The sequence below is a fragment of the Amycolatopsis rubida genome (genome assembly GCF_900115345.1).
GTDB classification, from domain to species: Bacteria; Actinomycetota; Actinomycetes; order Mycobacteriales; family Pseudonocardiaceae; genus Amycolatopsis; species Amycolatopsis rubida.
The window spans coordinates 289,114-315,432 of sequence record NZ_FOWC01000006.1; the positions used below are offsets into that span (position 1 = coordinate 289,114).

Genomic DNA, 26,319 nt, shown 5'->3' on the forward strand with positions numbered 1-26,319 from the left:
TAAAGAATGCGCGCCGGGTCAGACGCGGAAGGTGAAAACGTTCTCGTCGAAAGCGTTGTATTCGGAATAGTCCAGCAGGTCGTAAAGATCGCGACGGTGCTGCATCTGTTCGAGCAGCGACACTTGGCTGCCCTCTTCGGCGATCGTGCGCAGGCCGGTTTCCGCGGCGTGCATGGCCAGGCGCAGCAAGGTCACCGGGTAGATGACCACGTTGACGCCCGCGGATTCGAGCGTTTCCGCATCGAGGAGTTCGCTTTTCCCGAATTCGGTCATGTTCGCGAGAATCGGGATGTCGACCGCTTTCCGGAGCTTCTCGAAATCGGCGGCGTCGGCCATCGCCTCCGGGAACAGCAGGTCCGCGCCCGCGTCGGCGAATTCCTTCGCGCGGATGATCGCCTCGTCCATGCCGTGCACGGCCTTGGCGTCGGTGCGCGCGGCGATGACGAAGCTGGGGTCGCGGCGCGCGCCGACCGCGGCCTTGATCCGCTTCACCGCGGTCTCGCGGTCCACGACGTCCTTGCCGTCGAGGTGGCCGCACCGCTTCGGGTTCACCTGGTCCTCCAGGTGCATCCCGGCGACTCCGGCGTCCTCCAGCAGCTGGACGGTCCGGGCGGCGTTCATCGGCTCGCCGAAGCCGGTGTCCGCGTCGACCAGCGTCGGCAGCGCGGTGACCCGCGAGATCTGCTGGGCACGCCCGGCCACCTCGGTGACGGTGGTCAGCCCGATGTCGGGCAGGCCGAGATCGGCCGACAGCACCGCGCCGGAGAGGTAGACGCCGTCGAAGCCCCGTCGTTCGATCAGTTTCGCGCTGAGCGGATTGAAGGCGCCGGGCAGGCGCAGCAGCCGGCCGGAGTTCAGAGCCTCGCGGAACCCAGTCCGCTTCTCCGCGGCTGGGGGAGCGGCGTGGAGCATCAGAAAATCCCCTTCGTCTTCGGGGCCGCGGCGATCGCCGACGGCAGGGCGAGTTCGCGGACCTCGTCGGCGTCCAGTTCGGACAGCCGGCTCACGGTGCCGAGGAACCGGTCCTGGTCCGCCGGTGCGAGCACGCCGTCGGCGAGGGTGCGGAACTTCGCCACGTACTGCTCGCGGGCGAAGGGCCGGGCCCCGGCGGGATGGGCGTCGGCGACGGCGATCTCGTCGGTGATCGCGGTCCCGTCGGCCAGCGTGACCTCGACCCGGCCGCCGAACGCCGGTTCCGGCTCGTGGTAGCGCCGGGTCCACTCCGGATCCTCCACAGTGGACACCTTCTGCCACAGCTCCACTGTGTCCGGACGGGTCGCGCGTTCCCGGGCGTAAGAGGCTTCGTGGTGCCAGCTGCGGTCCTGCAACGCGACCGCGAAGATGTACGGGATCGAGTGGTCGAGCGTTTCGCGGCTGGCGTTCGGATCGTACTTCTGCGGGTCGTTCGCGCCGGAGCCGATCACGTAGTGCGTGTGGTGGCTGGTGTGGATGACGATCCGTTCCACCTTGCCCAGTTCGCCGATCCGCGGGCCGAGCCTGCGGGCGAGGTCGATGAGCGCCTGGCTTTGGTACTCGGCCGAGTGTTCCTTGGTGTAGGTGTCCAAAATGGACCGCTTAGGCTCGCCGGGCGCGGGCAGGGGAACGGTGTACCGCGCGTCCGGTCCGCCCAGGAGCCAGGCGAGGAAACCGTCCTCGCCCTCGTAGATCGGGCTCGGCGCGCCCTCGCCGCGCAGTGCCCGGTCGACCGCCTCGATCGCGGTCTTCCCGGCGAACGCGGGGGCGTACGCCTTCCAGGACGAGATCTCGCCCTTGCGGGACTGGCGGGTGGTCGTCGTGGTGTGCAGCGCCTGGCCGATCGCCTGGTACACGGTTTCGGTGTCCAGCCGCAGCAGCGCGCCGAGCCCGCCCGCGACCGACGGGCCGAGGTGCGCGATGTGGTCGATCTTGTGCTCGTGCAGGCAGATCCCGCGGACGAGGTCGACCTGCAGCTCGTAGCCGGCGGCGATCCCGCGGACCAGATCGGCCCCGGTGCGGCCGGCGTGCTGCGCGACGGCGAGGATCGGCGGGATGTTGTCGCCCGGGTGCGAGTAGTCGGCGGCGAGGAAGGTGTCGTGATAGTCCAGCTCGCGCACCGCGACGCCGTTGGCCCACGCGGCCCACTCCGGGGAGTACCGGCCGGAGACGCCGAACACGGCCGCGCCGGGGCTCGCCGGATGGGCGAGCGCCTGGTCGCGGGCGGCGGACACCGGCCGCCGGGACAGCGAGGCGGCGGCGACCGCGGCGTTGTCGATCACCCGGTTGACCACCATGTCGGCGACCTCGGGCGGCACCGGCACCGGATCGGTGGCGACGGACGCCAGCTTCCAGGCCAGCTGCTCCTCGCGCGGCAGCGGTTCGGCGGAGCGGTACGTGCGGACGGTGTGGTCGGTCATCACTTTCCTTCGTGGACGTAGAACCCGCGGCCGGACTTCCTGCCCAGCAGGCCGGCGTCGACCATCCGCGGCAGCAGCGGCGGGGGTGCGTGGAGCGGTTCCTTGAATTCGGCGTACCGGGATTCGGCGATGGCCGCGACGGTGTCCAAGCCGATCAGGTCGGCCAGCCGCAGCGGGCCCCTCGGGTGCGCGGCGCCCAGTTCCATGCCGCGGTCGACGTCGGCGGCCGCGGCGAACCCGGACTCGACCATCCGGATCGCCGAGAGCGGATACGGCACGAGCAGCGCGTTGACCACGAACCCGGACCGGTCGCGGGCCGGATGGCCTGCTCGCCGAGCGTTCCGGTGGCGAAGCGCTGAACGCGGTCGACGGTGTCCGGGCTGGTCAGCAGCGATCCGACGACCTCGACCAGCGGCAGCACCGGGGCCGGGTTGAAGAAGTGCGGGCCCACGACCTGCGCGGCGCGGCCGGTGGCCATGCCCAGCCGCATGATCGGGATCGAGGACGTGGTCGGCGCGAGGATGGCGCCCGGGTCGGCGACCGCTTTGTCCAGGGCGGCGAACAGTTCGGTTTTGCTCCGCTCGTCCTCCGCGACCGCTTCGATCACCAGCTGCCGGTCGGCCAGTTCCCCGACGTCGGCGGTGAACCGCAGCCGCCAGGCGGCGCGCTCGGCGGCGGGCCGGTCCAGTTTCCCGGCGCGGACGGCCCGGTCGAGCGAGGCGAGGATCCGGGTGCGGCCCGCTTCGGCGGACGGCGCGTCCGCCTCGCAGACCACGACGTCCAGCCCGGCCCGTGCGCACACCTCGGCGATCCCGGAGCCCATCTGCCCGGCCCCGGCCACGCCGACCCGGGCGATCTCGCCGCTGCTGTGAACATTGTGAGGCATGAGAGTCAGCCTGGCACCCGGTCGCACGCTCAGCCAGCCCTGCGGCCGGTGAAGTGTTGTGAAGGTTTTCCTGGGGCTTGTAATAGTTGTTAAAGTTGGCCTGTGGAGAAGTTGTACGCCGGGGCGCGGCTGCGCCAGCTGCGCGAGGACCGGTCGCTGTCGCAGTCGGACCTCGCGCGGCTGCTGGAAATCTCGCCGAGCTACGTGAACCAGCTGGAACACAACGGCCGTCCGCTGACCCTGCCGGTGCTGCTGAAGCTCACCGAGCATTTCGGCGTGGACGCCGAGTTCTTCGCGCCGCAGGACACCGCCCGCTTGGTCGCGGACGTGCGCGAGGTGTTCGCCGACGACACTGTGGACGGTGCGATCTCACCGGCCGAAGTGGACGAACTGACCGCGAAACTGCCCGGCGTCGCCTGCACGATGGTCGCGCTGCACCGCCGTTATCGCGAAGCGGTCGAGAACATCGCCGCGCTCACCGCGGAGCAGGGGATGGACCAGACGTCGGTACAGCAGCCGCACGAGAAGGTCCGCGACTGGTTCTACGCCCGCAACAATCACGTCGGCACGCTTGACCAAGCCGCGGAAGGCCTTTCGGCGGCGCTGCGGCTGCATCCCGGCGAAGTGCGCGCGGGCCTGGTCGCCGCGCTGGAGGAACGGCACGGTGTACGGGTGGTCACTGAAGAACTCGGTACTGGGCAGCATTTCTTCGACCGTCGCCGCAAGGTGCTGCGGCTCTCGCCGATGCTCCGGCCGGGGCAGGTCGCGTTCCGGCTGGGGTCCGAGCTGGCGATGCTGGAATCCGGAGCCGAGATCGACCGGCTCGCCGCGAGCGGCGGGTTCGCCGGCGAGACCGCGCGACGGCTGCTGCGGATCGGCCTCGCCAACTACTACGCGGGCGCCCTGGTGCTTCCGTATCGGGCGTTTCTCGGCGCGGCGGAACGACTTCGCTACGACGTCACGTTGCTTTCCGGAGAGTTCGGAGTCGGCTTCGAAACCGTATGCCACCGGCTGTCCACTTTGCAGCGGCGCGGCGCACGCGGGGTGCCGTTCTCGTTCGTGCGGGTCGATCGCGCGGGCAACGTGTCGAAACGCCAGTCGGCCACCGGATTCCACTTCTCCCGCGCGGGCGGCTCCTGCCCGCTGTGGATCGTCTACGAGGCGTTCTCGTCGCCGGGTCGCATCGTCACGCAGATCGCCGAACTGCCGGACGGCAAAAAGTACTTCTGGCTCGCGCGTACCGTCACGCGTGCGGCGGGCGGGCACGGCGAACCGGGCAAGACGTTCGCGATCGGCCTCGGCTGCGAACTGCGGCACGCGAACCGGCTCGTGTACTCGGACGGGCTGGCGCTCGGCAAGGACGCGGCGGTGACGCCGATCGGCATGGGGTGCAAAGTGTGCGAACGCCCGGCGTGCCCGCAGCGCGCGTTCCCGGCGATCGGCCGCCCGCTGCGGGTGGCCGATCACGCGAGCAGCGTCCTGCCGTACCCGCCGCTGGGGCCAGCGGGAGGTCGGTGAGGGGAACCCTGAGCGGGTGTTTCGAAACCCGGTGGCGTGGTCGGGGGCGTTGACTGTGATATCGGCGTGGCGCGCCGTTCGCTGGGCAGTTGCGTGCAAGCTTCCGCACAACACACGGATTCAGCGACTGACCACGCGGGTTTCGAAACACCCTCGGACGGAATCTGATTCCCTCAGGGTTCCCCTCACGGACAGCTGGGGCGAGCGCGCGGGCGGCGCAGCGAAGGATCCGCCACCCGGATGAGGGGTGCGCCACTCTCGACATACTCGGACTTCCTACTTTATGGTGTCCACAGGTCCACGGTGCAGGGAAGCCGGTGCGAAACCGGCGCGGTCCCGCCACTGTGACCGGGGAGTGCCGTCCCACGCGGGAAAAGGCCACTGGCGAGAGCCGGGAAGGCCGGGACGGGGCAGATCCGGGAGCCAGGATACCGGCCGTGGACGTCCGTGTTCGTCCACGAGGATGGAGCAGAACGCATGTGGCTCGCCCCTGCCTGCGTGAAAGACGCCGACCCGCCGCCGCGGTAGGTCCGCGCCGTCGTCCCGCCGCGGCGGGATCCGGTGCTTGTCGCGCCGCGCGGTCGCCGTGCGGCGGCTCTCTCCTGCGCTCTTTCCGAAAGGCTTCGCTGTGACTGCTGAACTCACGCACTTCGTCGGCGGCAAACCGGTTCCCGGCACGTCCGGACGGTTCGCCGACGTCTACGACCCCAGCTCCGGCGCCGTGCAGGCGCGGGTCCCGCTCGCCTCGGCGGCCGAGGTCGCCGCCGCGGTCGGCGTCGCCGCCGAAGCGCAGCGCGAATGGGCGCGATGGAATCCGCAGCGCCGCGCTCGCGTGCTGATGCGGTTCGTCGACCTGGTCCGCGCGGAGGAGGACAGCCTGGCCCGGCTGCTGTCGTCCGAGCACGGCAAAACCGTCCCCGACGCGCGCGGCGACATCCAGCGCGGCCTGGAGGTCGTGGAGTTCGCGATCGGCATTCCGCACCTGCTCAAGGGCGAGTTCAGCGACAGCGCCGGCACCGGCATCGACGTGTACTCGATGCGCCAGCCGCTCGGCGTCGTCGCCGGGATCACGCCGTTCAACTTCCCGGCGATGATCCCGCTGTGGAAGGCCGGGCCGGCGCTGGCGTGCGGCAACGCGTTCGTGCTCAAGCCGTCCGAGCGCGACCCCTCGGTGCCGTTGCGGCTGGCTGAACTGTTTCTCGAAGCAGGCCTGCCGCCGGGTGTGTTCCAGGTGGTCAACGGCGACAAGGAAGCGGTCGACGCGCTGCTCACCGATCCGCGCGTCGAGGCCGTCGGCTTCGTGGGCTCGTCGGACATCGCGCAGTACGTGTATTCGCAGGCCGCGGACCACGGCAAACGCGCGCAGTGCTTCGGCGGCGCGAAGAACCACCTGATCGTGATGCCGGACGCCGATCTCGACAAGGTCGTGGAGGCGCTCGTCGGTGCCGGGTACGGCTCGGCGGGGGAGCGCTGCATGGCGATTTCGGTCGCGGTGCCGGTCGGCGAAGCGACCGCGGACGCGCTGGTGGAGCGGCTGGCCGCCCGGGTGAAGACGCTCAAGGTCGGCGCCGCGCTGGACGAGACCGCCGATTTCGGCCCATTGGTCAGCTCGGCCGCGGTGCAGCGGGTGCGGGACTACGTGGACCTCGGCGTCGCCGAGGGCGCGGAACTGGTGGTGGACGGCCGGGACGTCGTGGTCGAGGGGCACGAGAACGGGTTCTTCCTCGGCGGCTGCCTGTTCGACAAAGTCACGCCGGACATGCGGATCTACCGCGAGGAGATCTTCGGCCCGGTGCTGGCGGTGGTGCGCGCGGCCGGCTACGAGGAGGCGCTGCGGCTGCCGAGCGAGCACGAATACGGCAACGGCGTCGCGATCTTCACCCGCGACGGCGACACCGCCCGCGACTTCACCGCGCGGGTCGACACCGGCATGGTCGGGGTGAACGTGCCGATCCCGGTGCCGATCGCCTATCACACCTTCGGCGGCTGGAAGCGGTCCGGTTTCGGCGACCTGAACCAGCACGGCCCGGATGCGGTGCGGTTCTACACCAAGACCAAGACCGTCACCTCGCGCTGGCCCTCCGGGACCAAGGAAAACGCGAGCTTCGTCATCCCGACGATGGACTGAGGCGCGCCGTGCATCTCACCGACGAGCAGCGCGCGCTGCGCGACACGGCGGCCGAATTCGCCGCCGAACACCTCGCGCCGCACGCACTGGAATGGGACCGGGACAAGCATTTCCCGGTCGACGTGCTGCGGAAAGCGGCCGAACTCGGCCTCGGCGGATTGTACTTGCCCGAGGACGTCGGCGGCTCCGCGCTGGGCAGGCTGGACGGTGTCCTGGTCTTCGAGGCGCTGGCCACCGGATGCCCGTCGATCGCGGGATACGTGTCCATCCACAACATGGTCGCCGCGATGATCGACCGCTTCGGCGACCACCGGCAGCGCGGCCGTTACCTGCCGCGGATGTCCACTATGGAATATCTGGGCAGCTACTGCCTGACCGAACCGGGAGCAGGTTCGGACGCGGCGGCACTGTCCGCCCGGGCCCGGCGCGACGGCGACGAGTACGTGCTGGACGGCGTGAAGCAGTTCATCTCCGGCGCGGGCGCTTCCGAGGTGTACGTGGTGCTGGCCCGCACCGGCGGACCCGGCGCGGGCGGGATCTCGGCGTTCATCGTGGAGCGGGACACGCCGGGGCTTTCCTTCGGTGCCAACGAAGTCAAGATGGGCTGGAACGCACAGCCGACCCGGCAGGTCGTCCTCGACGGCGTCCGGGTGCCCGCGACGGCGCTGCTCGGCGACGAAGGCGGCGGCTTCCGGGTAGCGATGTCCGCTTTGGACGGCGGACGGCTCAACATCGCAGCCTGCTCGCTCGGCGGCGCGGACACCGCGTTGACCAAGACGGTGCGCCACCTGACCGAACGCACCGCATTCGGCGGTCCACTGTCGGATGCTCAGGCGTTGCGGTTCCGGCTCGCCGACATGCGCACCGGCTTGGAGGCCGCGCGCACCCTGCTGTGGCGCGCGGCCGACGCGCACGACCGTGGTGATCCGGACGCGACGTCGTTGTCCGCGATGGCGAAGCGGTTCTGCACCGACACCGGCTTCGAGATCGCCAACGACGCGCTGCAACTGCACGGCGGATACGGCTACCTCGCCGAATACGGCGTGGAGAAGATCGTCCGCGACCTGCGCGTGCATCAGATCCTCGAAGGCACCAACGAAATCATGCGGGTCATCATCTCCCGCCGGATGTTGCAGGAGGCGGCATGAGCGACGTCGAGTTCCTCGTCCACAGCGGACTCGGGCGGATCACCCTGAACCGGCCGAAGGCCCTCAACGCGCTGACCCACGGCATGGTCCGGGACATCGCCGAGCACCTGGAAAAGTGGCGCGCCGACCCGGGCGTGCGGGCGGTCGTGGCCGAGGGCGCGGGCGAACGCGGCCTCTGCGCGGGCGGCGACATCCGGTCCATCTACGAGGACGCCCGCTCCGGCGGCACCGCCTCATGGGAGTTCTGGGCCGACGAATACCGGCTGAACGCGCTGATCGGCCGGTATCCGAAACCGTACGTGGCGATCATGGACGGCCTGGTGATGGGCGGCGGCGTCGGGATTTCCGCGCACGGCAGCCACCGCGTGGTCACCGACCGCTCCCGCGTCGCCATGCCCGAGACCGGCATCGGGTTCGTCCCCGACGTCGGCGGCACATGGCTGCTCTCCCGCGCGCCGGGCCAGCTCGGCACCCACGCCGCGCTCACCACCGCGCAGCTGTCCGGCGCCGACGCGATCCATTGTGGACTCGCCGATCGCTATGTGCCGGCCGGCCGGCTCCCGGACCTCTACGACGCCCTGGCGACCCGCACCCCGGACTCGGCACTGGACCTGGTCGCGGAAACCCCGCCGCCGAGCCCGCTCGCCGCCGCGCGGGAGTGGATCGACCACTGCTACGCGCCGGACACCGTCGAAGAAATCCTGGTCCGGCTTCGCGACGGCGGAGAAGCAGCGGTCGCGGCGGCCAAGGAGATCGAAGGCAAATCGCCGACCGCCCTCAAGGTCACCCTCCGCGCACTGCGCACCGCGGCCGCGCTGCCGGATCTGGAAAGCGCACTGGCCCAGGAATACCGGATCTCCCGCCGCGCACTGTCCTCCGCGGAGCTGGTCGAGGGCATCCGTGCGCAGATCATCGACAAGGACCGGTCGCCGCGGTGGTCTCCGTCCACAGTGGCCGAAGTGACCGGCGAACTGGTCGATTCCTATTTCGCCGATCTCGGCGACGCCGAGCTGGCGGGGGTGCGGAACTGATGGCCGTGGCTTTTCTGGGACTGGGCAACATGGGCGGGCCGATGGCCGCCAACCTCGTCAAAGCGGGGGAGAAGGTGCTCGGCTACGACCCAGTCCCCGAAGCGGCGGCCTCGGCGGCGGAAGCCGGAGTGTCCATTGTGGATTCTCCAGCCGCCGCGGTGGCCGAGGCGCAGGTTGTGCTCACCATGCTGCCCAGCGGCAAGCACGTTCTCGACCTGTACCGCGACATCGTGGCGCTCGCGCAGCCGGACACGTTGTTCCTCGACTGCTCGACCATCGAAGTCGCCGACGCGCGGGCCGCGGCCGAACTGGCCGTCGCCGCCGGACACCAGGCGGTCGACGCCCCGGTGTCGGGCGGGGTCGTCGGCGCCGCGGCGGGCACGCTGACGTTCATGGTCGGCGGCCGGTCCGAAGCCTTCATCGCCGCGGAACCGTACCTGCACCGGATGGGCGCGAAGTTCGTCCACTGCGGAGATTCCGGGGCCGGGCAGGCGGCGAAGATCTGCAACAACATGATCCTCGGCGTCTCGATGATCGCGGTGAGCGAGGCGTTCGCGCTCGGGCAGGCACTGGGGCTCACCGACCAGGCGCTGTTCGACGTCGCCTCAACTGCGTCCGGCCAATGCTGGGCGCTCACCACGAACTGCCCGGTGCCCGGCCCGGTCCCGGCGAGCCCGGCCAACCGCGGATACCAAGGCGGCTTCGCCAGCGGCCTGATGCTGAAAGACCTGCGCCTGTCCCAAGCCGCCGCCGAGGCCGCCGACGTCCGCACCGCACTGGGCAAACACGCCACCGACCGCTACGCCGAGTTCGTCGCCGAAGACGGCCCGGGCCGCGATTTCTCCGCCATCGTCACCACACTCCGGGAGAACGGAACCGCATGACCGAGACCATCGCCGTCGACCGTCCGGCCCCACGCGTCGCGCAGATCACCCTCACCCGCCCCCAGGCGCTGAACGCGCTGAACCTGCGAACCATGCGCGAACTCACCGAAGCGGCCGCCGATCTCGACCGTTCCGAAGACGTCGGCGCGATCGTGCTCACCGGCTCGGACCGGGCGTTCGCCGCGGGCGCGGACATCAAGGAAATGGCCCCGCGCACGTACAGCGAAATGCACGCCGAGGACTGGTTCGCCGGCTGGGACGCGCTCACCCGCGTCCGCACCCCGCTGATCGCCGCGGTCGCCGGGCACGCACTGGGCGGCGGCTGCGAACTCGCGATGATGTGCGATCTGCTGCTGGCCGCGGACACCGCGCGCTTCGGCCAGCCCGAAATCACCCTCGGCGTCATCCCCGGGATGGGCGGTTCGCAGCGGCTGACCCGCGCGATCGGCAAGGCGAAGGCGATGGACCTGATCCTCACCGGCCGCACGATGAAAGCCGACGAAGCCGAGCGCGCGGGGCTGGTTTCGCGGGTCGTTCCGGCGGCGGACCTGCTCACCGAGGCAGTCGCGGTCGCATCGAAGATCGGGTCGATGTCGTTCGTCGCCGCGACGACGGCCAAGGAGGCGGTGAACCGGGTGTTCGAGTCCACGTTGGCCGAAGGCGTCCTGTTCGAGCGGCGGGTGTTCCACGCGCTGTTCGCGACGCACGACCAGAAGGAGGGGATGGCGGCGTTCGTGGAGAAGCGGTCGCCGGAGTTCAACCACGCCTGATCGCGTTCGCCCGCTTCGGCGGTGACGTGGCGAAGGCTTGCGTCACCGCCGAAGCGGAAGTTCCGGCCGCCGTTGCCGCTCGCGGTCCTGGCGGCACTCCGGCCTGTGGCGCACCGAGGGGAGGCCGTCGCCGAGGCGGATGGCGTGTGGTGCTTCGATGATTCCAAGGCAACCAATCCGCACGCGGCGTTGGTCCCGGTGGAAGCTCACGAGCGGGTGAGCAGGCTCGCCGGAGGTCAGGTGAAAGGCGCGTCGCTGGACGCACAGATCGCTGAACGCCTGTGCTGATCGGAGCGGATCGGGACACGTTCGCCGCCGCTCTGGCACGACACGCGCCCGATACGCCAGTGCGGATATTCGCCGCCGGAAATGAAGAGGATATGACTGCCGCAGTGCGGGCAGCGAGCATCATGGCACAACCCTGCGACATGGTGTTGCTAGGGCTCGCGGGATCTATTCGCGAACTGCGCCCATCGTGGCGAGGTCTTCCGCGAGCGCAATGACGGCCAGCGGAACGCGGCACCGTCCCGCCTCGTGACCCGCGGCCGGCGACGATGAATTCGCTCTCCGACGACCGTCGCGTGCTCAGTTGCAGGGAAATCGAGAAATAGCAGCTGATTCCGCGTGCCGCTGCCGATTTTGCTACTCAAAACGTAGCGGGTGGTGGAATTTGGAGGTCGACCCGGAGCCGACGGCGAGCATCGGGTGCTGGTCGCGGCGAGTGAATGTCCGCCGGCCCGCTTGCCCTGGCGCTCGGCTCCCTCCTAGGGTTGGGCGCGCTGGGGAAGGGCATTGGCGATTCTGGGCGGAATCGGCGTAACCGTCGAATTATGCCCTGCCACCAAGGGGAGCGACTGTGTTGCAATTACCGGATATTTTCGATGCGCAGAACTACGCGCGGGTGCGCAGCGCGCTGCCGGAAGCGCAGACCATGCCGCACTGGTGCTACACCTCGCCCGAATGGCATCGCCGGGAAATCGACGCCATTTTCCGTCCCGCTTGGCATTTTGTCGGGCTGGCTTCGATGCTGCCCTCGCGCGGCAGTTTCCTCACTGCCGAGACGCTCGGCCAGCCGGTGCTGCTGGTCCGGTCGGACCAGGGAATCCGGGCGTTCCGGAACAGTTGCCGGCACCGCGGCTCGATTCTCCTGGAGGAAGCCCAGGGGACCTGCGGCGGCATCCGGTGCCAGTACCACAGCTGGGTGTACAGCCTCGAAGGAAAACTGCTCCGGGCCCCGGGGACCGAGGAGTCGAGCACCTTCGACCCGGAGCGGCACGCGCTCACCGACGTGCGCTGGGCCGAATTGGAAGGACTGCTTTTCGTCACCTTGGACGAGAACGCCCCGCCCGTGGACCAGTATTTCGGCGATTTCGCCGAGCGGGTGGCCAGACCTTACCGGATCGCCGAGATGGCGTGCGTGCACCGGCGCAGTTACCATCTCGCCTCGAACTGGAAGCTTTACGTCGAGGTGGACATGGAGACCCTCCACACCAAGCACATCCACCGCGGGTCGATCGGCGAGCAACCGGTCGTTTCGCCGCCCACCAGCGGCGAGTGGATCACGGTTTTCCACGAGAGCGACCACACCCCGGCATTGGCCCCCGGCGAGCGGCACCTGGGGTTCCCGGCCACGCCGGGCATCAGCGGCGCGGCGAACCGCGGCACCCATTTCTCCGTGCTCGCTCCGGGGTTTTTCCTGGTCACCGCGCCGGACTGCATGTGGTGGATCCAGAAATACCCGGAGACGCCGACCCGGACCCGGGTCGACGTCGGCTACTGCTTCCCGCGCGCCAGCCTCGACCGCCCTGACTACGCCGAGGTTTCGGCACGCTATATCCGCCGCTGGGACCAGGTCGTGCGCGAGGACGACTGGATCACCGAATTCCAGCAGCGCGGCCTGCCCGGCAGCACCCCCGGCTGCTACACGCCCGAGGAACACGTGGTGCACCGCCTGGACAACTGGATCCTGGACCGGGTGCTCGGCGCGGCGGGCGACCGGACGCCGAGCGCGCAGGGGGTGTCTGGGTGAGGACGGGCGAGTCCGCGCCCGCGGAGCTCCGCCGCGGGTTCCGGCGGGCACGAGCCGGATCGACGGCGCTGCTGCTGGCCCTGTTCGCCATCGGCTTCTTCCAGCGGTTCGCGCCCGCCACGTTCGCCGAACCGATCGGCGCGGCGTTCGGCGTCTCGGCGGCGCAGCTCGGCCTCTTCGCGGCGGGCAATTTCTGGGTCTACACGGTGATGCAGGTACCGGTCGGGCTGCTGATCGACCGGTACGGCACCCGGATGGTGGTCGCGGTCGGCGGGGCGGTCACCTCGGCGGGGACCTTGCTGCTGGCCGCGGCTCCGGGGTTCGGCGTCGCCGCCGCCGGCCCGCTGCTGGTGGGGCTCGGCACGTCCGGCATCTTCGTCGGCCTGCTGAAGAGCAACGCGACCTGGTTTCCCGAGCGCCACTACGGTGTGGTCACCGGCGTCACGATGTTCGTCGGCAACCTCGGCAGCATCTTCGCGGAGGGGCCGTCCGCCTTGCTGCTCACGGCGTTCACCTGGCGGTCGATATTCCTCGTCGTCGGACTGCTCGCCGCGGCGACGACGGTGCTGGTCCTGGTCGTCGTGCGGGATTCGCCGGAGGAGGCCGGGTACCCGGACGTGCTTCCCCGCCCGGCCGCGCCCGCGCCGGCGGGCGGGTCGCGCCGGTTGCGGTCCGCGCTCGCCAGCAGGCAGGTCTGGCTCGTTTTCTTCGCGGTGATCGGCACCAACGGCACCTTCTACGCTTTCTCCGGCCTGTGGGGGGTGCCCCTGCTGCGCGACGGCTTCGGGTTGAGCAACGCGGCCGCCTCGGCCTACACCACCATCGGGCTGGTCGTGTACGGCTGCGGCAACGTTCTGCTCGGCGTGCTCTCGGATCGGCTGGGCCGGCGGCGCCCGGTGATCCTGGTCTGCTCGGCCAGCGCGGTGCTGGGCTGGGCCGGGTTCGCCTTCCTGCCGTGGTCGCCGGGCTGGTCGGCGGTCGTGCTCTACGCACTGGTGGGGCTCGCCGGAGCGCAGGTGGTGCCCGCGTTCGCGGCGGTCAAGGAGTCGACCGCGCCCAGTGCCGCGGCGACCGCGCTCGGGGTCGTGAACGTCGGCGCGTTCATGGCGTCGGGAGTGATCCAGCCGGTTTTCGGCTGGATCCTCGACGCCCGTCCTGGTTCACCGGAGGCGTCGAGCCATCCGGTCCTCGCCGACTACCGGTGGGCCCTCATCGTCCCGCTCGTGCTGAGCGCGGCCGGACTGTGCTGTGCGCTCGGGGTGCGGGAGACCTTCCGGCGCGGCCCGGATCACTGACCTCCCAGCGCGTCCGCGACGGCCAGCAGTGCCGCCCGCGAGCGCTCAGTGCCCTCCGGATCCGCGAAGCGGCCGATGTCCTGCACGATCACGTGCCGGCACCCGGCCTCGGCGTACTCGCCCAGTTTCCCGGCCACCTGCTGGGGAGAACCGTGCAGCACCGCCTCGCGCACCAGAGCGTCGGGGATGCTCGCGAGCACCTCCGGGGCCTGTTCTGCCGGAATTTCGTGCGGCACATACGCGTGCGGCAAGGGATAGCCGGCACCGTGTTCGGCGAACGCCGACCGGCCGCGATACAGCGCGACAGCCCGGACTTCGGGGCGCCGCAGCAATTCCGCACTTTCCGCTTCGTCGCCGCCGAGCGCGGCCCAGAGGAACAAACAGGGACGAACGGCCTCCGGATCCCGGCCCGCGGCCGCGGCCGCCTCCCGGATCGCGGCGAGATTCGATCGGTACTGCCGCACCGGCAAGCTGGTCGGCAGCCATCCGTCGCCGTAGCGGGCGGTCAGCCGGAGCATCTGCGGACCGTGCGCGGCCACATACACTTCGAACGGGGAGATCCCGGTCAGCGGCAGGTCCGGCCCCTCGGGGCGCAACCGGCCCTGGTCCCGGAGCGCGGCCAGGTCGCGCAGGGCCGGACGGATGTAGTCGAGCCGTCCGGTCCGTTCGCGGCCGGGGTGCAGGCCGAACGGGCGGAGCTGGCCCGGGTCGCCGACCCCGAGCCCCAGCAGCATTTTCCGGCCGCCCAGCCAGCTCGTCGTGGCGGCGGTGTGCGCGAGCGAGACCGGGCTCCGCCGCACGGGATCGGTGACCGCGACGCCGAGCGGCACCCGGCTCGTCGCGGCCGCGCCCGCTGCCAGCACGGAGAACGGCTCCAGCAGCAGGTGCGGATCCGTTTCCTGCACCCCGCGCGGCGCCCAGCCCTGCAGGTGATCGAGCATCCACGCGCCCGCGACGCGGGGTTCGCGGTCCGCCCACCGGATGTCGTCCAGCGGATCGGCTTCCGGCCGCACCGAGATCCCGGTTCCGAGGGTCAGCACGGGACACTCCCTGGCAAGTCGACAGCGATTCCGCGGGATCCCGCCGTTTTTTCCGGTCCGGGCCGCTGACCGCAACCGGCGGCCAGGCCTGCGCGATCGCCGGCCGAGCACCGCGGCCGAGCGGGTTGTCCGGCGGTGGCCGCGGCGAACTGGGACGAGAGCGTGTTCGCCGCGAGATCCGCGGCCGGAAGCTGCCGCGCGCGCCGATCCGGGTGCCGGGCTGCCACCGGTGCGTGGCCTGGACGTCGGCACCTGGAACCTGTGCTGGAGAGCCATCCGAAGACGGTCAATCTGCGGGACGGCCGCCGCGCTGGCGGCCTCGCGGGGCGGGGACGCAATGGCCCGCGACGACGTCGGCGAGACCGTCAAACGCGACCTCGCCCTCGGGCAACGCCAGAGCCGCACTGGTTGACCAGCAAGCTCAGCGCACAGCTGCTGATCCTTCCCTCAGCCGTCTTCGTGGATCGTGATGACCATGCCCGGGCACGATTCCGCCGCGTCGCGCACCGCGTCGTGGTGTTCTGCGGGAGGATTCGCGGTCAGCAGCACCACGGTGCCGGTGTCTTCGCGCTGGTCGAAGACATTCGGGGCGAGCACCGCGCACTGGCCTGCTGAACAGCACCGGCGCTCGTCGATCTCCACCTTCATCTCGGTTCTCCTCCTCGGGTTCGGCTGTTCTCGTCCAGGATCAGCTCGGCCAGTTCGGCGTGCAGGCCTGGCTCGGCGAAGGACTGGGCCCGCCGGTACAGCGCCGCGATCGGATGGTCGGCGAGGAACCCCTGCGCGCCGAGGGTCTGGACGGACGCCTCGGTCGCGTGCTCCGCGGCCGAGGCGGCGGCGAGCAGGGCGGTCAGCGGTGGTTCGCCGGCGCTCGCCCCGTCGAGCGCGGGGAGCGCCCGGGGGATCAGCGCGGCCGCGGTTTCGATCTCAGCGTAGACGTCGGACAGCCGGTGCGACACCGCCTGGAAACTGCCGATCGCGCGGCCGAACTGGATCCGGTTCTTCGCGTGTTCCGTCGCCAGCTCCAGCGCGGCTCGCGCGACCCCGATCGCTTCGCAGGCGGCCAGCGTCCGGTAGCGGCGGTGCAGTCCGGGCACGACGTCGAGTGCGGCGACGCGTTCGGCAGGCGTGTCTTCGAGGGCGACCTCGGCCAGCGGTCTTGTGGGGTCCATTGTGGACATGAGCCGGGCGTCCGCGTCGGCGCAGCGGACCGCGAACAGCGCGGAGCCCGGAACCAGCAGCACGCCGCCGGGGCCCGGCCACCGCACCCGGAATCGGCCGCGCAGCCGAGCCGAACCGGTAGCGGAGCCGCTGAGCGCGAGGGCGGCCGGGAGGCCCAGGCGCAGCGGCGCGACGGCGGCGGTGATCAGCCAGGGCTGGGGAAGGAGCACGGTGCCGCTCTCCTGGGCGAGCACGGCCAGCGCGGCCGGGCTCAGGTCCTCGTCGAGCCAGCCCTGCCGAACCAGAGCCGCCCAGTCCGGGCAGCTGGCGAGCAGGTCGCGCGCGGCTTCGACCAGCGCGCGGTGTTCGGCGGCGAGCACGTTCACGGCCCGGTTCACCGTCCCCTCGGCAGGCCGAGCACCCGCTCGGCGAGGATGTCGCGCAGCACCTCGGAGGTCCCGCCTTCCAAAGTGGCGCCCCGGCTGCGCAGCCGCGCGTGCCGCCACCGGACATGATCGGCGGAATCGCCGTCGCCGAGCACTCGGAACGCCAGCGCGGCCAGCCGCTGCTCGGCCTGCGACCAGCGAAGCTTGACGATCGAGGCTTCCGGGCCCGGTTCCGCGCCCGCGACCCGGTGCGCGGCCGCGCGCACCCCGGCGATCTCGGTCCACACTTGTGCGGTCTGGTCCCGCGTCACCGGGTCGCGGTCGAGGCCGCGCCGCCGCAGCATGGCCGTGAAATCCTCGAACTCGGCCGAAAGCGCGGCGGCGAGCCGGACGCCGAAGGTGCCGCGTTCGTGCGCGAGGGTGGTCATGGCGACCCGCCAGCCGCCGCCGACCGGTCCGAGCACCGCGTCGGCGGGCACCGGCACTTGGTCGAACAGCAGTTCGCCGAACCGGGTTTCGCCGGACAGCTGGCGCAGCGGCCGGACGGTGACTCCCGCGGTGCGCAGGTCCACCAGCAGGCAGCTGAGCCCGCGATGCCCGCGCGAGCCCGGTTCGGTGCGGGCGAGCAGCAGGCAGTGGTCGGCGACCGGCGCGCCGGTGGACCAGAGCTTGTGCCCGTCGACCACGAACGTTCCGGCGCGTTCGGTCGCGCTGGTGCGCAGCGCGGCCAGGTCCGAACCCGCCTCCGGTTCGGAGAATCCTTGGCAGAACAGAGTTTCCCCGGTCAGGATCCGCGGCAGGAAACGGTTGCGCTGCTCGGGGGTGCCGACGGCGAGAAGGGCCGGGCCGACCATGCCGAGCCCGATGATCCCCACGTGGTCGCCCCGGCCGGCCCGCACCAGCTCTTCGGCGACGACGGCGTCGAACGCCGCGGGCAGCCCGCGCCCGCCGTGCTCGACGGGCCAGCTGACCCCGGCGAACCCCGCCGCGTGCAGCGCGGAGCTGAACTCGCGGGTCTCCTCCCGGGTGGGGAAACCGGCGGACCGCTTCGCGGGCGCGGGCATCGCGGCGAGCCAGCGTCGCAGCTCGTCGCGGAACTCGGATTCGGCCGGGTTCACGAAGCTCCCTCCGGGAAGAAACGGTGGTGGGCACAGCCGGTGACCTCGTAGATCGCGGTCCCGTCGCGGCCGTCGGAGGTGTGCACGGAAACCTGGTGCAGGCCACCGCCTCGGCGACCGTAGGGCGCGATCCAGTGCCCTCGTCCGTCGACGGTCACCGAGCGGCCGTCGGAGAGCACGAAGACGACGCGGCCGCCGAGCCCGTCCGCGCGCTGTGCGGCGCCGGTGCCGCGCACCGGCTCCCCGGCTGCGTCCAGCCAGTCGAGGTCGTACCGCAGATCCGCGAGCGGCACCGGCTCCTCGCCCCCGTCGGGGGCCCAGCAGCCGTCGAGGTAGTGCCTGCGGCCGTCGGCGTGCTCCCACAGCCAGGCGCCGAGCATTCCGTCCGGCAGCTGCACCGCCAGCCAGATCCACAACGGACAGCGCGGGTGGCGGCGGATGCCCCAGGAATGGTCGCGCTGCCCCCACCACCGCTCGACCGCGACGGTGCGGCCGGAGCTGACGTACTCGCCGTCGAACCAGCCGGATTGCATGACCTGGCGCTGGTCCCACACCGGAGCGCCGTCGACGACGAGGGTGCCGCGGCGGGTCAGGTACGGCCGGGTCCGTGCGGTCCAGATCAGCTCCGTCCCGCCGAACCCCCGCGCGCCGGGGCCCGCGCGCAGCACGATCTGCTGATAAGGACGGACGATCTCCACCGAAACCGGGCCGGCGACCGGGGTGTGCGGATCGTCGCCGAACGGCCGCGACGTGCGGGAGAAGAACAGCTGCCCGTCGAGCCGGCCCATCTGGTAGCTGTCCATCGCGCGCCGGGCCGGGTTGGCCGCCATCGTCAGCACCAGTGCGTCGCCGAGCCGCTCCGGATGGTGCGCGGCGAAGAAGTAGCTCTCCCGCCAGTGCCGGTCCGGGCCTGCCACCGCCGGCAGCGGTTCCGGGATCTGGTGCGCGAGTCGTTCGTCGGCGTCGGTCAGCACATCGGCTCCAGCAGTCGCAGGGCGTCGTGGTCGGCGGCGTGCGCGGCGTGCCGTTCGGCCATCGCCGCGAACATGCGGTCGGCGTCCGTGCCGGATTCCACCAGCATCGCGCCGACGACGGTCATGTGCAGGCCGGACAGCGTGCCCAGCCGCAGCGTCCGCTGCAGCCAGCCGGCGGGCACGGCGGTCCGGTGCGCGCGCAGCGTGCGGACGTACCGGTCCACCAGCGCGGATTCGTGGGTCCGGCGCAGCTGCGGGTCGAGGCTGCCGCCGAGCAGGTAGGCGAGGTCCCGGGGACCGGGGCCGGCGGACATCGTCTGCCAGTCGAGCACGGTGACCGAGCGGCGCCCGCGAACGGTCCGGAACAGCAGGTTGTCGAGCCGGTAATCCCCGTGCAGCAAGGTGAACGGCGGTTCCCAGAGCGCGGTCCAGCCGCGCACCGAACGCTTGAACCGGGCTACCGTCGCCGCGGTTTCGGCGCTGAGCCGGTCGCCGAAGCGGTCCAGGAACCGGTCGCACAGCAACTGGTAGAGCGCCGCGGCACGCCGGTGCGCGGCGGCATCCGGGGGCGGCGGCAGCTCGGCGGACCCGGTGAACTGGGCGTGCAGCCGGGCCAGCGCGTCGACCGCGGCCTCGGCCTCGGCCAGGCTCGCGCCCGCGGCCTGGTCGCCGGCCGCGCCGTCCACCCAGTCCAGCACCAGCACGAACCCGCCGTCGTCGTGCGTCTCGGCGACGTGGCACCGGGGAACGTCGACGCACACCCGTTCGCCGAGCGTGCGGTAGAACCCGACCTCGGTGGCGTACTGGTTGCCGATCGTCCCGGTCTGCCTGCTCACCGGTCCCACCGCGGGGAATTTGCCGACCACCGCCGCCGGACCGCCCGGCCCGTCCCAGGACAGTCCGAACCGGACACAGCGGCCGAGCCTGCCGCGGGTGAGCTCGGTGCGGGTGATCCCGGTCAGCACGCTCCCCGGCGCGGACCGGTGCAGGACCGCGCCGAGCCATTCCGGGGTCACGTCGTCCGGGCCGGTCACCCGGCGCCTCTCAGCGGATGCCATCGGCGGGCACGGCGACGGCGGTGACGATCCGGCCGCAGGCGACGGCGTAGCGCCCGCGTACGGGCGCGAACGGCGCGGGCAGTTCGACCACGAAGCGGCGCCGGAGCGGATCGAGGCTCAGCCGCACGTCGGTGAACCCCAGGTCGGCTCCGGTCATCGGAAACCACGCCTTGTAGACGCTTTCCTTGGCGGAGAACACGATCCGGTCGACGTGCGCGCCGGTCCAGGGCAGTGCGGCCAGTTCCCGCCGTTCGGCCGCGGAGGTGATCCGGGCGAACATCCGGGGCGAGAGCGGGCGGTGCGGTTCCGCGTCGATCCCGATCGCGCGCACCCGGCACGCGCGGGCCACCGCGGCCGCGCGATAGCCCGGGCAGTGCGTGATGCTGCCGACGATCCCGGGCGGCCAGTGCGGTTCCCGGTGCGGTCCCCGGCCGACCGGCCCGGCGGGCGCGCCCAGTTCCCGCAGCGCCGTCCTGGCACAGCTGCGGCCGGTGGCGAACTCGGCGAGCCGGGGCCGCCGCGTCCGCGGCGCCAGCGCCCCGCGTTCCAGGAAGTCCGAAGCGGACGGATCGACGTCGGCCGTCGTCTCCGCCCCGGCCGCGGCGGCGGGAAGAACGTGCTCGATCAACGGAGCTCCCTCCCAGCGCTTGCGGTCCAAGTGAAAGCGGCCCGCCCGCGCGCTGTCAATCCGTGCAACCCGTTGCCGCGCAGGGGAACCAGGGTTGACCGAGGCGGCCCGGCGATGGTCGACTGACCGCCGCGGCAGGCACTTTTTCCTTCACCGGGACGGTTTTCCATGGCCTTGCACCTGTATTGGTTCATCCCCGGACACGGCGACGGCCGGGACGTCGCGCGCGACGGCGCGGCGAACGTCCGGCGCGATCCCGACGCCGGCTATCTCGCCCAGGTGGCGCGCGCCGCCGAACAAGCGGGCTTCACCGGCGCGCTGGTGCCGTTCGGGCTGTTCTGCGAGGACCCGTGGCTCGTCGCCGCCGCGCTGAGCCGGGAAACCGCGCGGCTGCGCTTCATGGTCGCGTTCCGGCCGGGCGCCGCGAGCCCGACGCTGACCGCGCAGATGGCCGCGACCTGCCAGCGCCTGACCGGCGGCCGGCTGCTGCTGAACGTGGTCTCCGGCGGCGATCCGGAGGAACTGCGCCGCTACGGCGATCACCTCGGCCACGACGAACGCTACGCGCGGGCCGGGGAATTCCTCAGCGTGCTGCGCGGGGCGTGGACCGGTTCGGTCGACCACGAAGGCGAGCACTACCGGGTTTCGGGCGCGACGGTGATCCGGCGCCCGGACCCGCTGCCGCCGATCTTCCTCGGCGGCAGTTCGGAACCCGCGATGCGCACCGCGATCCGGCACGCGGACGTGTACCTCGCCTGGGGCGAACCGCCGGACCGGATGGCCGCGCAGGTCGCCCGGGTGCGGGCGGAGGCCGCGGCGGCCGGCCGGGTGCTTCCGTTCGGCACCCGGATGCACGTCATCTCCCGGGACACCGCCGCGCAGGCGTGGGCCGAGGCCGACCGGATCGTGGCCGGGATGAGCGCCGGCCTGGTCGAGCGGAGCCAGCGGAGGTTCGCCGCGAGCGATTCCGAAGGACAGCGGCGGATGGCCGCGCTGCACGGGGGCAGCCGCGACGGGCTCGAGGTGCACCCGAATGTCTGGACCGGCTACGGCCTCGGCAGGCAAGGGCCCGCGGTGGCGCTGGTCGGTTCGCATGAGGAGGTCGCCGACCGCATCGCCGAGTACCACGAGCTCGGCGTCGAGCACCTGATCCTGTCCGCGCAGCCGCATCTGGAGGAGGCGTACCGGCTCGGCGAAGGCCTCATGCCGCACCTGCGCCGCCGCGGCGTGCTCGCCGCGCCCGAGGACGACATCGCCCCGGCGCGGCCTCCGCTCGCGGCCGGCACGCTCCGATGACCGCGGCGAAAACCCGGACCGCGGAAGAGGAATTGCTGCACCGCAAGCAGCGCCTCGCGGCGACGCTGCGGCTTTTCGCCCGGTTCGGCCTCGCCGAGGGAGTGGGCGGGCACGTGACCGCGCGCGACCCGCGGCGTCCGGACCGGTTCTGGATCAACCCGTTCGGCACGCACTTCGGGCACGTGCGGGTCAGCGACCTGCTGCTGGTCGACGAAGAGGGCGCGGTGGTGGAGGGCGAGGGCCGGGTGAACCCGGCCGGGTACACCATCCACTCGGCGATCCACCGGGCCCGGCCCGAGACGGTCGCCGCCGCGCACACGCACTCCCTGCACGGGCGGGCGTTCGCCAGCCTCGGCCGCCGGCTGCTGCCGATCTGCCAGGACGCCTGTGCGTTCTTCGAGGACCACACGGTGTTCGACGGCTATTCCGGAGTCGTGCTCGCCGAAGAGGAAGGCGCGCGGATCGCCGAGGCGCTCGGGGCGGGCAAAGCGGTGATCCTCCGCAACCACGGTCTCCTCACCGTCGGGGGCTCGGTCGAAGAGGCCGCGTGGTGGTTCATCGCGATGGACCGGGCGTGCCAGGTGCAGTTGCTCGCCGAGGCAGCCGGAACCCCCTCGACCGTCAGCCGCGAAGCGGCGTTGAGCGCGCGAGCCGACATCGGGGCGCCCTGGCTCGCGCGGCTGAGTTTCCGCTCGCTGTATGCCGACCTCGTCCGCGCCGAACCCGATTTCCTGGACTGACCTGACCCGAGAGGGGAGCGGTGCACGTGCTCGAACGGACCGGGATCGCGGATCCGGCGGCCTATCGGAGCGGTCCGCCGCACGCCGAGTTCGCGCGGCTGCGCGCGCAGGAGCCCGTCAGCTGGGTCGAGGAGGCCAGCCTGCGCCGCCGCGGCCGCGCCGGCGAGGTTGTGCAGCGCGGCGACGGGTTCTGGGCGGTCACGCGGCACGCGGCGGTGGTCGAGGCGTCGCGCGCGCCCGAGGTGTTCTCCTCGGCGGCGGGCGGGCCGTTCCTGACCGACGCGAAATCGCCCGCGGACCTCGACCGGACCCGCCAGCTGCTGGTCGGGATGGACGCGCCGGAGCACGCGAAGCTGCGCAAAGCGGCCACCGGCGCGTTCACGCCGAGAGCGGTGCGCGCGCTGGAGTCTTCGATCGCGGCGCACGCGAAACGCCTGGTGGCGGACGCGGTCTCGGCCGGCGGGGCGGACGCGGTGGCCGATCTGGCCGCCGAACTGCCGCTGCTGGTGCTGGCCGACCTGCTCGGCATGCCGAGGCAGGACCGCGGCCTGCTCTACCGCTGGAGCAACAACCTGGTCGGCTTCGACGACCCGGAGTACGGCGGCGGGGACGTCGAGGCGTTCCAGCGGACCTTCTTCGAAGCGTTCGCGTACGCGATGGAGGCGGCGCGGGAGCGCAAGCGGCGGCCGGGCGACGACCTGGTGAGCAGGCTCGTCGCCGCGGACGTGGACGGCCGGAAGCTCACCGAGAAAGAGTTCTGCCACCTCTGGCTGCTGCTCGTGGTGGCGGGCAACGAGACGACCCGGCACCTGCTGTCCGGCACGCTGGAGCTGTGCGCGGACGACCCGGTGCTGCCGCGCGCCCTGCGCGAGGGCGCCGACCCCGCGCTCGCGGTGGAGGAACTGCTGCGCTGGATCACGCCGATCATGCAGTTCCGCCGGACCGCGACGCGCGACACCGAACTCGACGGCCGCCGGATCGCGGCCGGGGACAAGGTCGTCCTCTACTACGTCTCCGCCAACCGCGACGAGCGCGCGTTCGCCCGGCCCGAGCGGTTCGACCCGGCCCGCCCCGACGTCCGGCACCTGGCCTTCGGGGCGGGGCCGCACTACTGCCTCGGCGCGCACCTGGCCCGCGCCGAGGGGATCGCGTTCCTGCGGGAGCTGGCACCGCATCTGCCGCTGCTGCGCCGGGCGGGCGGGACGGTGCGGCTCGAATCGAACTTCATGAACGGCATCAAGGCGCTCCCGCTCGTGTTCGGGTGAGCAAACGCGGAAATGTGGCAGTTGCACGTGGCGCGGTCAGCCGAAGCGCACCGGCAGCCGGGCGAAACCGCGGAAGCTGGGGTGGTCCCGGCGCAGCGGCGGACCGGCCGGGACGAACCTGCCGCGCCGGGCGGCCAGCTGCGCGAACACCGCGGCCCCCTCGATCCGGGCCAGCGTCGCGCCGAGGCAGTGGTGCACGCCGGAGCTGAACGACAGGTGCGGATTGGGCGAGCGCGCGAGGTCGATCCGGTCCGGGGCGGCGAAGCGCCGCTCGTCGCGGTTGGCCGAGGCCAGCAGCAGCAGGACAAGCCTGCGGGCGCGCAGCACCCGCCCGCCGATCTCGACCGGCTCCCGCACGACCCGCGCGGTCGCCTGGATCGGGGCCTCGAACCGGAGGAACTCCTCGACCGCGGACTCGGCCAGCGCCGGGTCCCCGCGCAGCGTCTCCAGCAGCGCGGGGCTCTCCAGCAGCGCGGCGCAGCCGTTGGCGATCAGGTTCGTGGTCGTGTCGAACCCGGCGAAGAACAGGAAGATCACGTTGTCCACGACCTCCGCGGCCGCCAGCCCGGCGTCCCGGCCCGCGGCCAGCACCCCGGACAGCGGGCCGTCGCCCGCGCGTTCGAGCAGGCCCCGCACGTAGCCGCGCAGCCAGTGCACGGCGGCGATCGCCGCGTCCCGGTCCCCGGCGGGCTGGATGCCCGCGCCGAAGGCGCGGCCGAGCGCGACGGCGTGCGGGCGCAGCCGGTCGCGGTCGGCCGCGGGGATGCCGAGCAGTTCGGAGGAGACGATCACCGGCAGCGGGTAGGCCAGCCCCTCGACCAGGTCGCCGGTCCCCGCCCCGGCCAGGTCCCCGAGCAGCCGCGCGACGAGCTCGTCGATCCGGGGCCGCAGGCGCGCGACGGCGCGCGGGGCGAGGAGCGCGGCCATCGCCCGCCGCAGCACGGGATGGCTCGGCGCGTCCCGATTGAGCACGGTGGCGCGGAAGAACTCGGTCAGCACGTCGGGCTCGCCGGAAAGCCGGTACATGACGTCCGGGAACTCGTGCCCGAGCCGCGGGTCGCGCAGGAGCGCGGCGACGTCCTCGTAGCGCGGGACGGCCCAGGCGCCGGGGCCCGCGGGCAGCAGCCGCCCGCTGGCCCGCAGCGCGGCGTAGGCCGGGTACGGGTCGGCCATCGCCGCGATCCGGCCGGCGTCGTAGCGCTCGATGCCGGGTGCGCTCATCGGGCTGCCGATCCCTTCGCGGCGGCGACCACGGCGGTGGGATCGGCCGCGGCGGCGGCGGCCATGGCGGCGTAGCCGGCGAGGAAGTCCTTCGCCCACTGCGGGCTGATCCGGTCGGTGGTGTAGAAGAGCATCGCCTGGCAGTCGCCGGTGTGCTGCGGGATCAGGCCGAGTTCGAGCCCGAACCGGCTGCCCAGCACGTCCGGCGTGTACAGCTCGAAGTCCACGCCCCTGGCGTGCACCTTCGTGCCCGGCGGAGGGGTCAGCAGCATCTGGAAGACGACGTCGTCGACGCGGCCGCCGTTGTCCTGGAACGACAGCGGGAGCATCTGGTACGGGACGCACTCGTGCAGGAAGCCGTCGATGACGGTGGGCCGCACCGACCGCACCACCTCGGCGAACGGGGCGTCCGGGTCGACCTTGCTGCGCAGCACCACCATGTTCGCGAAGAAGCCGACGGTGGACTGGACCTCTCGCCCGGACCGGTTCGCGAACAGCGACGCGACCGGCAGGTCGGTCTGACCGGTCGTGCGGGCCAGCAGCAGGTAGTAGAGCGAAAGCATCACGGTGAACAGCGTGGTGCGTTCGGCGCGGGCCACTTCGCGCAGTTTCCCGAAGACTTCCGGGGGCAGCACCGCGGTTTCGATGCCGCTCGCCCGGCCCTCTCCGGGCGCGTGGCGCCCGGTCTCGGGAAGCCGCACCAGGCGCATGTCGCGGAGCTTGCCGACCCAGTAGTCCTGATGGGCCTTCAGGCCCCCGTTTTTCGCCTGCTCGTGCTGGCGGTGGGCGAAGGCCGAATACGGGAATGCGACCGGCGGCAGTTCCGGATCGTTTTCCGGGCCCGCGTCCAGCAGCTTGATCAGGTCCTGCAGAATGATTCCGCAGGACCAGGCGTCGGACACCAGGTGGTGCATGGTCAGGCACAGCGCGTGCTCGTCCGGGCCGAGCCGCCAGAGCGTGCAGCGCAGCGGCCACACGCCGACGTCGACCGGGACCTGCAGTTCGGCCTCCAGCGCCCGGTCGAAGGCGGTCTCCGGGGCCGCGGCGCCCCCGGCGGCGAGATTCTCCTCGCGCAGCGGCGGCTCGCCGCTTTCGTGAATGCGCTGAACCAGTTTCCGGCCGTCGCGGACCAGGGTGGTGCGCAATGCCTCGTGCCGTTCTGTCAACCGGCGCAGTGCGATTTTCAATTCGCCGACATCGAGTGGGCCGTGCAGTTTGCATACCACCGGGCAATTGAGGGAAGCGGTATCCGGTCGGTAATGTTCGAGAAACCACAGAAGTCGTTGTCCGATAGAAGCGGGCGCCTCGTGAAAAGTCATGTCGGCAATATAGGGCCAGTATTCGGGGAAA

The 26,319-nt window shown here is 71.7% G+C and carries 22 protein-coding genes, 1 pseudogene and 1 riboswitch; of the genes and pseudogenes, 11 read left to right on the top strand and 12 right to left on the bottom strand.

Going from position 1 to position 26,319, the window contains the following annotated elements; genetic code table 11:
• Nucleotides 1-18: 18 nt before the first annotated feature.
• The 3 genes and pseudogenes from prpB to BM362_RS24160 all read right to left on the bottom strand — a co-directional run bounded on the left by prpB (nt 19) and on the right by BM362_RS24160 (nt 3,279).
• A complete protein-coding gene (gene prpB, locus BM362_RS24150; RefSeq protein WP_093574636.1) occupies nt 19-912 on the bottom strand; it encodes a methylisocitrate lyase in 894 nt (297 codons plus the stop codon).
• Nucleotides 912-2,393, bottom strand: coding sequence for an MmgE/PrpD family protein (locus BM362_RS24155; protein ID WP_093574637.1), 1,482 nt, complete (start codon nt 2,391-2,393; stop codon nt 912-914). Before BM362_RS24155 ends, prpB begins: the two co-directional genes overlap by 1 nt.
• Nucleotides 2,393-3,279: pseudogene (locus BM362_RS24160) on the bottom strand (3-hydroxybutyryl-CoA dehydrogenase). The gene BM362_RS24155 and the pseudogene BM362_RS24160 overlap by 1 nt, the downstream one beginning before the upstream one ends.
• A 102-nt stretch (nt 3,280-3,381) precedes the next feature.
• Between BM362_RS24160 and BM362_RS24165 the strand changes: the two are divergent.
• From BM362_RS24165 to BM362_RS24205, 8 genes are all read left to right on the top strand, one after another.
• A complete protein-coding gene (locus BM362_RS24165; RefSeq protein ID WP_093574638.1) occupies nt 3,382-4,797 on the top strand; it encodes a short-chain fatty acyl-CoA regulator family protein in 1,416 nt (471 codons plus the stop codon).
• A gap of 276 nt (nt 4,798-5,073) precedes the next feature.
• Nucleotides 5,074-5,251: riboswitch (cobalamin riboswitch) on the top strand.
• A gap of 174 nt (nt 5,252-5,425) precedes the next feature.
• A complete protein-coding gene (locus BM362_RS24170; protein ID WP_067588618.1) occupies nt 5,426-6,925 on the top strand; it encodes a CoA-acylating methylmalonate-semialdehyde dehydrogenase in 1,500 nt (499 codons plus the stop codon).
• 8 nt (nt 6,926-6,933) lie between these two features.
• Nucleotides 6,934-8,073 carry an acyl-CoA dehydrogenase family protein gene (locus tag BM362_RS24175; RefSeq protein WP_093574639.1) on the top strand — a complete coding sequence of 380 codons (1,140 nt, stop codon included), beginning with the start codon at nt 6,934-6,936 and terminating at the stop codon, nt 8,071-8,073.
• On the top strand, nt 8,070-9,104 hold the full coding sequence (locus BM362_RS24180) for an enoyl-CoA hydratase/isomerase family protein (protein ID WP_093574640.1): 1,035 nt from the start codon (nt 8,070-8,072) through the stop codon (nt 9,102-9,104). Before BM362_RS24175 ends, BM362_RS24180 begins: the two co-directional genes overlap by 4 nt.
• The gene (gene mmsB, locus BM362_RS24185; protein ID WP_342029813.1) at nt 9,008-9,988 is read left to right on the top strand and encodes a 3-hydroxyisobutyrate dehydrogenase; all 981 of its coding nucleotides are present in this window, start codon (nt 9,008-9,010) and stop codon (nt 9,986-9,988) included. The genes BM362_RS24180 and mmsB overlap by 97 nt, the downstream gene beginning before the upstream one ends.
• Complete coding sequence (locus BM362_RS24190) at nt 9,985-10,758, top strand: enoyl-CoA hydratase (protein WP_067588418.1); 774 nt, start codon at nt 9,985-9,987, stop codon at nt 10,756-10,758. The genes mmsB and BM362_RS24190 overlap by 4 nt, the downstream gene beginning before the upstream one ends.
• An 856-nt stretch (nt 10,759-11,614) precedes the next feature.
• The gene (locus BM362_RS24200) at nt 11,615-12,787 is read left to right on the top strand and encodes an aromatic ring-hydroxylating oxygenase subunit alpha (RefSeq protein ID WP_093574642.1); all 1,173 of its coding nucleotides are present in this window, start codon (nt 11,615-11,617) and stop codon (nt 12,785-12,787) included.
• The gene (locus BM362_RS24205; protein WP_167545411.1) at nt 12,784-14,082 is read left to right on the top strand and encodes an MFS transporter; all 1,299 of its coding nucleotides are present in this window, start codon (nt 12,784-12,786) and stop codon (nt 14,080-14,082) included. Before BM362_RS24200 ends, BM362_RS24205 begins: the two co-directional genes overlap by 4 nt.
• Here BM362_RS24205 and BM362_RS24210 read toward each other — a convergent pair.
• The 7 genes from BM362_RS24210 to BM362_RS24240 form a co-directional block, all read right to left on the bottom strand.
• The gene (locus tag BM362_RS24210) at nt 14,076-15,122 is read right to left on the bottom strand and encodes an LLM class flavin-dependent oxidoreductase (protein WP_067588411.1); all 1,047 of its coding nucleotides are present in this window, start codon (nt 15,120-15,122) and stop codon (nt 14,076-14,078) included. The genes BM362_RS24205 and BM362_RS24210 overlap by 7 nt on opposite strands.
• 447 nt (nt 15,123-15,569) lie before the next feature.
• Entirely contained in the window at nt 15,570-15,770 is a 201-nt protein-coding gene (locus tag BM362_RS24215; RefSeq protein WP_093574645.1) for a ferredoxin, read from the bottom strand.
• Nucleotides 15,767-16,681, bottom strand: coding sequence for an acyl-CoA dehydrogenase family protein (locus tag BM362_RS24220; RefSeq protein WP_093574646.1), 915 nt, complete (start codon nt 16,679-16,681; stop codon nt 15,767-15,769). The genes BM362_RS24215 and BM362_RS24220 overlap by 4 nt, the downstream gene beginning before the upstream one ends.
• The gene (locus tag BM362_RS24225) at nt 16,678-17,787 is read right to left on the bottom strand and encodes an acyl-CoA dehydrogenase family protein (RefSeq protein ID WP_067588405.1); all 1,110 of its coding nucleotides are present in this window, start codon (nt 17,785-17,787) and stop codon (nt 16,678-16,680) included. Before BM362_RS24225 ends, BM362_RS24220 begins: the two co-directional genes overlap by 4 nt.
• Entirely contained in the window at nt 17,784-18,761 is a 978-nt protein-coding gene (locus tag BM362_RS24230) for a hypothetical protein (protein ID WP_093574647.1), read from the bottom strand. Before BM362_RS24230 ends, BM362_RS24225 begins: the two co-directional genes overlap by 4 nt.
• A complete protein-coding gene (locus tag BM362_RS24235; protein ID WP_167545412.1) occupies nt 18,755-19,795 on the bottom strand; it encodes a phosphotransferase family protein in 1,041 nt (346 codons plus the stop codon). Before BM362_RS24235 ends, BM362_RS24230 begins: the two co-directional genes overlap by 7 nt.
• A 10-nt stretch (nt 19,796-19,805) precedes the next feature.
• Nucleotides 19,806-20,447 (bottom strand): 4'-phosphopantetheinyl transferase family protein, encoded by a 642-nt coding sequence (locus BM362_RS24240; RefSeq protein WP_093574789.1) that lies wholly within the window; start codon nt 20,445-20,447, stop codon nt 19,806-19,808.
• Nucleotides 20,448-20,615: 168 nt separating this feature from the next.
• Here BM362_RS24240 and BM362_RS24245 point away from each other — a divergent pair, with 168 nt between their 5' ends.
• Genes BM362_RS24245 through BM362_RS24255 form a run of 3 tightly spaced genes read left to right on the top strand, consistent with a single transcriptional unit; the run spans nt 20,616 to nt 23,748 of the window.
• Nucleotides 20,616-21,743 carry an LLM class flavin-dependent oxidoreductase gene (locus BM362_RS24245; RefSeq protein ID WP_067588400.1) on the top strand — a complete coding sequence of 376 codons (1,128 nt, stop codon included), beginning with the start codon at nt 20,616-20,618 and terminating at the stop codon, nt 21,741-21,743.
• Complete coding sequence (locus BM362_RS24250; RefSeq protein WP_093574649.1) at nt 21,740-22,483, top strand: class II aldolase/adducin family protein; 744 nt, start codon at nt 21,740-21,742, stop codon at nt 22,481-22,483. The genes BM362_RS24245 and BM362_RS24250 overlap by 4 nt, the downstream gene beginning before the upstream one ends.
• A gap of 26 nt (nt 22,484-22,509) precedes the next feature.
• Nucleotides 22,510-23,748 (top strand): cytochrome P450, encoded by a 1,239-nt coding sequence (locus tag BM362_RS24255; RefSeq protein ID WP_244287261.1) that lies wholly within the window; start codon nt 22,510-22,512, stop codon nt 23,746-23,748.
• A 36-nt stretch (nt 23,749-23,784) separates the two neighbouring features.
• Here the strand turns inward: BM362_RS24255 and BM362_RS24260 are convergent, their stop codons facing one another.
• Together BM362_RS24260 and BM362_RS24265 are read right to left on the bottom strand one after the other, a co-directional pair.
• On the bottom strand, nt 23,785-24,969 hold the full coding sequence (locus tag BM362_RS24260; RefSeq protein WP_093574651.1) for a cytochrome P450: 1,185 nt from the start codon (nt 24,967-24,969) through the stop codon (nt 23,785-23,787).
• Nucleotides 24,966-26,288, bottom strand: a complete 1,323-nt coding sequence (locus BM362_RS24265; RefSeq protein WP_093574652.1) for a condensation domain-containing protein — start codon at nt 26,286-26,288, stop codon at nt 24,966-24,968. Before BM362_RS24265 ends, BM362_RS24260 begins: the two co-directional genes overlap by 4 nt.
• Nucleotides 26,289-26,319 lie beyond the last annotated feature (31 nt).